Below are 370 nucleotides of genomic sequence, written 5' to 3' on the forward strand. Positions count from 1 at the left end.
CCAGCATCACCTTCGCCGACCGCGCCGATGCGTACCTGATCTTCGCGCGCACCGGCACGCCGGAGCAGGGGGCCAAGGGCGTCAGCGCCTTCTTCATCCCCGCGCAGACGCCGGGCATCCAGACGCTGAAGTTCGATGACCTGGGCAGCGCCGTCATCGGCCGCGGCCAGGTCTTCTTCGACGACGTGCGCGTGCCGGCCGACCACATGCTCGGCGACGAGGGCAAGGGCTTCACGCAGGTGATGCAGGGCTTCGACTACAGCCGGGCGCTGATCGGCCTGCAGGCCTGCGGCGCGGCGCAGGCGAGCCTTGACGAGGCCTGGGCGTACACGAAGGAGCGCGAGGCGTTCGGCCGCCCGATCGGGCAGTT

1 protein-coding gene is annotated in these 370 nt (G+C 70.5%); it reads left to right on the forward strand.

All coding sequences use genetic code 11. The features are described 5' to 3' along the window. Positions 1–370 (forward strand): acyl-CoA dehydrogenase (locus L6Q67_RS23630; RefSeq protein ID WP_296576000.1); only part of this gene is annotated, 370 nt, incomplete at both ends.

The sequence above is a fragment of the Zoogloea sp. genome, from assembly GCF_023150065.1.
Taxonomy (GTDB): domain Bacteria; phylum Pseudomonadota; class Gammaproteobacteria; order Burkholderiales; family Rhodocyclaceae; genus Zoogloea.